Genomic DNA, 5200 nt, shown 5'->3' with positions numbered 1-5200 from the left:
AGGAATATCCCAGAGCGTCCAAGTCATTTGACATATCAACAGGTTGATTAACAAGGGAAATAATAGGCGGAAACTAAGTGCCTAAACATAATATACGAGGAGGAATTTCTATGGAATTCAAAATTGAAAAGAGAGAGAAGTTTAACATTGTCGGTGTATCGAAAAGAGTGCCGATCCAATTTGAAGGGGAAAATCAGGCGATTATGGAGTTGGCCCAATCCATAACCGAAAAGCAAAGAAAGCAAATGCGTGAGTTAGCTGATTTGGAACCTCATCATGTATTGAATGTCTCTTATGACTTTGACGAGGACTATTTGGAGGAAAAGGGTTATCTTACGCATATGATAGGTTTTGCAACTACTAAGGATAATCCATATGATGATTTGGAGCAGATTACAATTGAGGAAAGCTTATGGGCAATTTTTCCGAATGAAGGTCCATTTCCTCAAACACTTCAAGAGACACATGCAAAAATATACGGCGAATGGCTGCAAACGGCAGATTATGAACCAACAGACCTACCAGGATTTTCTTTTACAAAGCATAATGGGAATCAGGACAAAGTGTATAGTGAAATTTGGATGCCAGTAAAGAAAAAGCAAAGATGACAGTTATGTTTTATAAGTACAATCTCTTCGAAAGTTAGAGGATAAAATCTAACTTTCGAAGTCTTTTATATGAGGATGTTGTCTTCATCAGTCTAAATAATGTCTCATCCAAACATTGGGTTCCGTATAAACGCCTCTATTTGCCGATTTATCTATATATAATGGAGCTAAACCGTCATCTATAACATACCTCCCTGTAGAAGGGAATTTCATATCCGTCCACTCTTCCCATAACTCGATGGGGGCTGGAATAACCATGGATTTTTCTGCTACTTTAATGATGGAAGCGCCAAGTTTAAAATGTGTTCTGATCCAAGGATCAAAAGGTGTACCGTCCTCTCTTTTCCAGCCAATGTATTCTTCCATTGGGATGAGTGGGTATTTGGATTTTAAAGAAGGGCGAACAGGAGCTACCATATTTTTAAAATTTCCTTTGATCGCTAAATCTCTCATTTCCTTCACCATGATGCGACTCAACCCTTTATTCCTATGTTGTGGGTGAATGACGATTGCTATAGCTGACAGTGTATTTGGTTGTTTATTTGTATCATAATCTAAGGTGCCTTTTTCAAACACTCCATCCCATCCTGTTGGCAAACTATCTGTATGACCATCCCATTGAAAAGGAATGGAATTTCCGCAAGCGATTCCTTTCGATTCCTCGTCTAAGAGAATAAACTGAAATCCAGGAAAACGAGAAAGTAATTTATCCCAATATTTTGCCGAGATGGGGCTCTCTCTCATAAATTTGACCCAACCAATGCTGTGTAATTTATTTAATTCCTCTTTTAAATCTGGACGCTCTTTTAATGTAACTGAGGTATAATTATTAACCATTTAAATAGCCCCTTTTTTATAAATTAAATGAACCAGTATTTATTAATTCAATATCGGTTTTTATTTTCCTTCTCTAGGGATCAATCCTTTTGTTATTACTATTATGCTTTCTTATAATCACTATGAAATAATTTAAAAAAGATATTGTAATCAGCATGTACATTTGCTATGATTGATTCCGGCAATTACAGAATGGAGGTTTTCTTGGTGACAGCATCAATCAGATTACGCTTTAGAAGATTTTTAGCTAATTAAATACAATGAAACTCTGTCTACGGGCAGAGAACGGGATTGATCTGTCTATTTTTAAGGAAACCAATATTTGCGGTTATTTTTAAAAGAGGGATACTTCCCTCTTTTTTGTGTTTAATGAATGAATTCAATCTCCGTTAAATATACTAAAGTTGAAATTAGAAAACGAGGTAAAATCATGACAAAATCAAATGAAGAAAAATATGAGTTTTTATCAGAAAATCCCAATGTTAAAACGGTGCCGATTATGGCTGCTCTTATCATTGGTGCATTTTTTGCGATTTTAAATGAAACACTACTAAACATTGCGCTAACAACTTTAATGGATGAGTTTGGAATTACCTTGCCTACCGTACAATGGGTGGCAACTGGATTCATGTTGATGATGGGAATTGTAATCCCTATATCTCCATTATTCATGCAATGGTTTACGACGAGGCAATTATTTATTGGAACGATGACGGTCTTTACAATTGGAACGGCGATTGCAGCAATGGCCCCTACATTTTCTATATTGTTGACCGGTCGTTTGATACAAGCGATAGGAACCGGGCTGTTAATGCCGGTTATATTCAATGTATTCCTGCTAATCTACCCACCAGAAAAACGAGGTAAAATCATGGGGATAGTCGGCTTAGTCATTATGTTTGCCCCTGCGATAGGGCCTACACTATCTGGAGTTATTGTCGACTACTTGGGATGGAGATTCCTTTTTATATCAGTACTGCCGTTCGCAGTGTTTTCTGTTCTTTTCTCACTTAAATTTTTAGTGAATGTATCCGAAGTGACGAAGCCTAAAATTGATTGGCTATCGATTATATTCTCAACCATAGGTTTTGGTGCAACGATTTACGGATTTAGTTCCGTAGGTGAAAGTGAAGCTGGTTTCTTATCTCCCGATGTTCTCTTTTTCATTATTATCGGAGTAGCTGGAATTACTTTATTTGCAGTTAGACAGTTTAAGCTTAATGAACCATTAATGGACTTGAGAGTCTTTAAATTACCAATGTTTACACACGCGGTAATCATGTTTGTCATTATTGTTATGACAATGTTTGCCTCCGAGCTGATCTTGCCGGTATTTATGCAAGGTCCAATGGCTCTTGCACCCGCAGTTGCTGGGATGTTGCTGCTGCCGGGCAGTATTTTAAATGGGATAATGAGTCCATTTATGGGTGCTTTATTTGATAAAGTGGGACCGCGAGTAATGATGATTCCGGCCACAATCGTACTTGCTGGGACTATGTTTATGTTTAGCAGGATGACTGCGGACACACCAACTTGGGTAATCATCGTCGGTTTCATGTTGATTATGCTTAGTGTCTCCGCAACGATGATGCCAGCAGAAACAAATGGACTGAATCAGCTGCCAAAAAGGTTATATCCACATGGTACGGCAGTGATGTCAGCATTACAGCCATTGAGTGGAGCCATTGGGGTCTCCGTATTTATCAGTATTTTAAACGCTAAACAAGCTAGTTATTTATCGGGTGTTACAGATCCAACGTCGCCGCAAGTCATGTCACAAGCGATGGTTGTTGCGGTGGAACATGTTTACTTTATTATTTTTATTATTACACTTGTTGCCGTAGTTCTATCATTTATCGTATATCGTGCAAAGCCTGTTAATGAAGACGTCCCTGCTGAAGGATAAGAAATTGACATTTATAGAGAACAGAATGATTTCCATTCTGTTCTTTTTTTATACCTTTAGCCAGATGGATGATAATGTATTATTTATTCTGTATACTATAGAAAAAAGAATATTTATTATATTTAGAGGGATATGTATGACAAGTAAATGGAAAATGTTATTTCAAACATTAATCTTTATTGGTGTCATACCGATAACATTGGCAGGCCTCAATATTTGGAGAGAGTATATTGGACCTTATGTATATTGGTTCGCAGCCCTGCTTTGGATTGGCTTGATTGGTGATTCTATCATCAAAAGATTGGAAAGAAGAAAAAATATGATGATCAATAATAAAGGGGAGCCATAAATTGTTGGAGTTGACACAACAGATTACCGATATTACGGGAAAAGCTGGAGGCAGTTGGGGGATTTCTCTATTTGATTTAAATAATGAGAAATCTTGGGGGCAAAATGAACATCGGCCATTCTACGCTGCGAGCATCATTAAAATACCAATTATGATTGCGGTATTTGCGGCAGCAGAACGGAAGGAAGTTAACCTGAAAGATACACTGATATTGGAGCAGGAAGATATCGTCGGTGGTTGCGGTGTCCTCCAACATATGACTCCAGGTATTCGTTTGACCATCGAAGATCTTGTTACTTTAATGATCATCCAGAGTGATAATACAGCGACCAATATGCTGATTGATTTCCTTGGAGTTCAGGAAATCCAGCAAACGATGAAAAATATTGGATTAAGACAGAGCAATTTTTTTCATAAAATGATGATTGGACAGAGGGACAGTCAGCGGATGAATGTAGTTACCGCTGACGAAATGACAAGGATGCTTAAAAGCTTGTATCTTGGGAGAATTGTATCTGAGTATGCATCGACCCAGATGCTTCAGATTCTCAAGAAGCAACAGATCCGAGATTCCCTTCCATCAAAAATTCGCCATCCAGATAAAGCTACGGGCAATTTACAATGGGAATTGGCGAACAAGACAGGAAATGTTCCAGGAATACGGCATGATATTGGATTATTTTCTGTTGGTGAACGAGTAATTGCGGTGTCTGTATTGTCAGAGGGGGCGGATGATTTTACTTCAGCCGGAACAATCGGTGAAATTGGACTGATGATTCATAAATATCTAGCTCAAAGCCTGTGAAATTATTAATCTCTTTTGGTAGCGCAGAAAATAATGATTAGGGGAAACTATGAGATGGAAAAAATCAAATGGATGTTATATATAGGTGCATTATTATTGATTGGGATTCCAATGTTATTTGTTTTCACAGAGAGTGTGACATTCAGTTCCTTTGTCCGTCATATGCTGATCGGCTCTTCAATTGGATTATTAATTGCAGGATTGGTCATTAACGCCCATCAAAAGCGAAAAGCGAATAAAAGTTTTACTGTAGATATTGGTATCGCAATCGGATTATTACTAGTATTAGTGTTCAGGTTGGCTGGATGAACTACTAGTAAACATTGAATAATTAAAGANCGACCACCAGATCTCACCAAAGAAGGAGGCGCGTCCCATGCAGGACAAGAATAGTTTAGCACATACGCAGTGGAGATGTAAGTATCACATTGTTTTTGCACCAAAATACAGGAGACAAATTATCTACGGTAAGTATAAAAGAAGTATCGGACAAATTATAAGAGAGCTCTGCGAAAGGAAGGGGGTTGAGATACACAAGGCAAATGCATGTAAAGACCATATTCATATGCTGGTAAGTATTCCACCTAAAATAAGTGTGTCTCAATTCATGGGTTATCTAAAAGGAAAAAGTAGTTTAATGATTTTTGATCGTCACGCGAATTTAAAGTATAGATATGGTAACCGCAAATTCTGGT

Annotated in this window: 7 protein-coding genes; 6 read left to right on the top strand and 1 reads right to left on the bottom strand. The window is 37.7% G+C overall.

What is annotated here, in order from left to right; translation table 11 throughout:
* Positions 1 to 110: 110 nt before the first annotated feature.
* Positions 111 to 608, top strand: coding sequence for a GyrI-like domain-containing protein (locus ACFSBH_RS05440; RefSeq protein WP_251516979.1), 498 nt, complete (start codon positions 111 to 113; stop codon positions 606 to 608).
* 87 nt (positions 609 to 695) lie between these two features.
* Here the strand turns inward: ACFSBH_RS05440 and ACFSBH_RS05435 are convergent, their stop codons facing one another.
* On the bottom strand, positions 696 to 1445 hold the full coding sequence (locus ACFSBH_RS05435) for a GNAT family N-acetyltransferase (RefSeq protein ID WP_379596434.1): 750 nt from the start codon (positions 1443 to 1445) through the stop codon (positions 696 to 698).
* A gap of 430 nt (positions 1446 to 1875) precedes the next feature.
* Between ACFSBH_RS05435 and ACFSBH_RS05430 the strand changes: the two genes are divergently transcribed.
* The 5 genes from ACFSBH_RS05430 to tnpA form a co-directional block, all read left to right on the top strand.
* Positions 1876 to 3351: an MDR family MFS transporter gene (locus tag ACFSBH_RS05430; protein WP_379596432.1), complete on the top strand. Its 1476-nt coding sequence runs from the start codon at positions 1876 to 1878 to the stop codon at positions 3349 to 3351.
* A gap of 136 nt (positions 3352 to 3487) precedes the next feature.
* On the top strand, positions 3488 to 3700 hold the full coding sequence (locus tag ACFSBH_RS05425) for a hypothetical protein (protein ID WP_379596430.1): 213 nt from the start codon (positions 3488 to 3490) through the stop codon (positions 3698 to 3700).
* Between the two features lies 1 nt (position 3701).
* On the top strand, positions 3702 to 4505 hold the full coding sequence (locus ACFSBH_RS05420) for a serine hydrolase (RefSeq protein ID WP_379596428.1): 804 nt from the start codon (positions 3702 to 3704) through the stop codon (positions 4503 to 4505).
* Between the two features lie 54 nt (positions 4506 to 4559).
* Positions 4560 to 4814 (top strand): histidine kinase, encoded by a 255-nt coding sequence (locus ACFSBH_RS05415; RefSeq protein WP_251516971.1) that lies wholly within the window; start codon positions 4560 to 4562, stop codon positions 4812 to 4814.
* 67 nt (positions 4815 to 4881) lie between these two features.
* Positions 4882 to 5200: IS200/IS605 family transposase (gene tnpA / locus ACFSBH_RS05410; RefSeq protein WP_379596426.1), on the top strand; the 319-nt coding region annotated here is incomplete at its 3' end.

This window comes from Oceanobacillus luteolus (genome assembly GCF_042678205.1).
GTDB lineage: Bacteria > Bacillota > Bacilli > Bacillales > Amphibacillaceae > Oceanobacillus > Oceanobacillus luteolus.
Note: the sequence above shows the minus strand (reverse complement) of the source record. Positions and strands in the feature narration are given on the sequence as shown.

Bases quoted from the DNA above. Each gene is read 5' to 3' on its own strand.
- ACFSBH_RS05435 (WP_379596434.1), bottom strand. From the start codon at position 1,445: ATGGTTAATAATTATACCTCAGTTACATTAAAAGAGCGTCCAGATTTA.
- ACFSBH_RS05430 (WP_379596432.1), top strand. From the start codon at position 1,876: ATGACAAAATCAAATGAAGAAAAATATGAGTTTTTATCAGAAAATCCC.
- ACFSBH_RS05425 (WP_379596430.1), top strand. From the start codon at position 3,488: ATGACAAGTAAATGGAAAATGTTATTTCAAACATTAATCTTTATTGGT.
- ACFSBH_RS05415 (WP_251516971.1), top strand. From the start codon at position 4,560: ATGGAAAAAATCAAATGGATGTTATATATAGGTGCATTATTATTGATT.
- ACFSBH_RS05440 (WP_251516979.1), top strand. From the start codon at position 111: ATGGAATTCAAAATTGAAAAGAGAGAGAAGTTTAACATTGTCGGTGTA.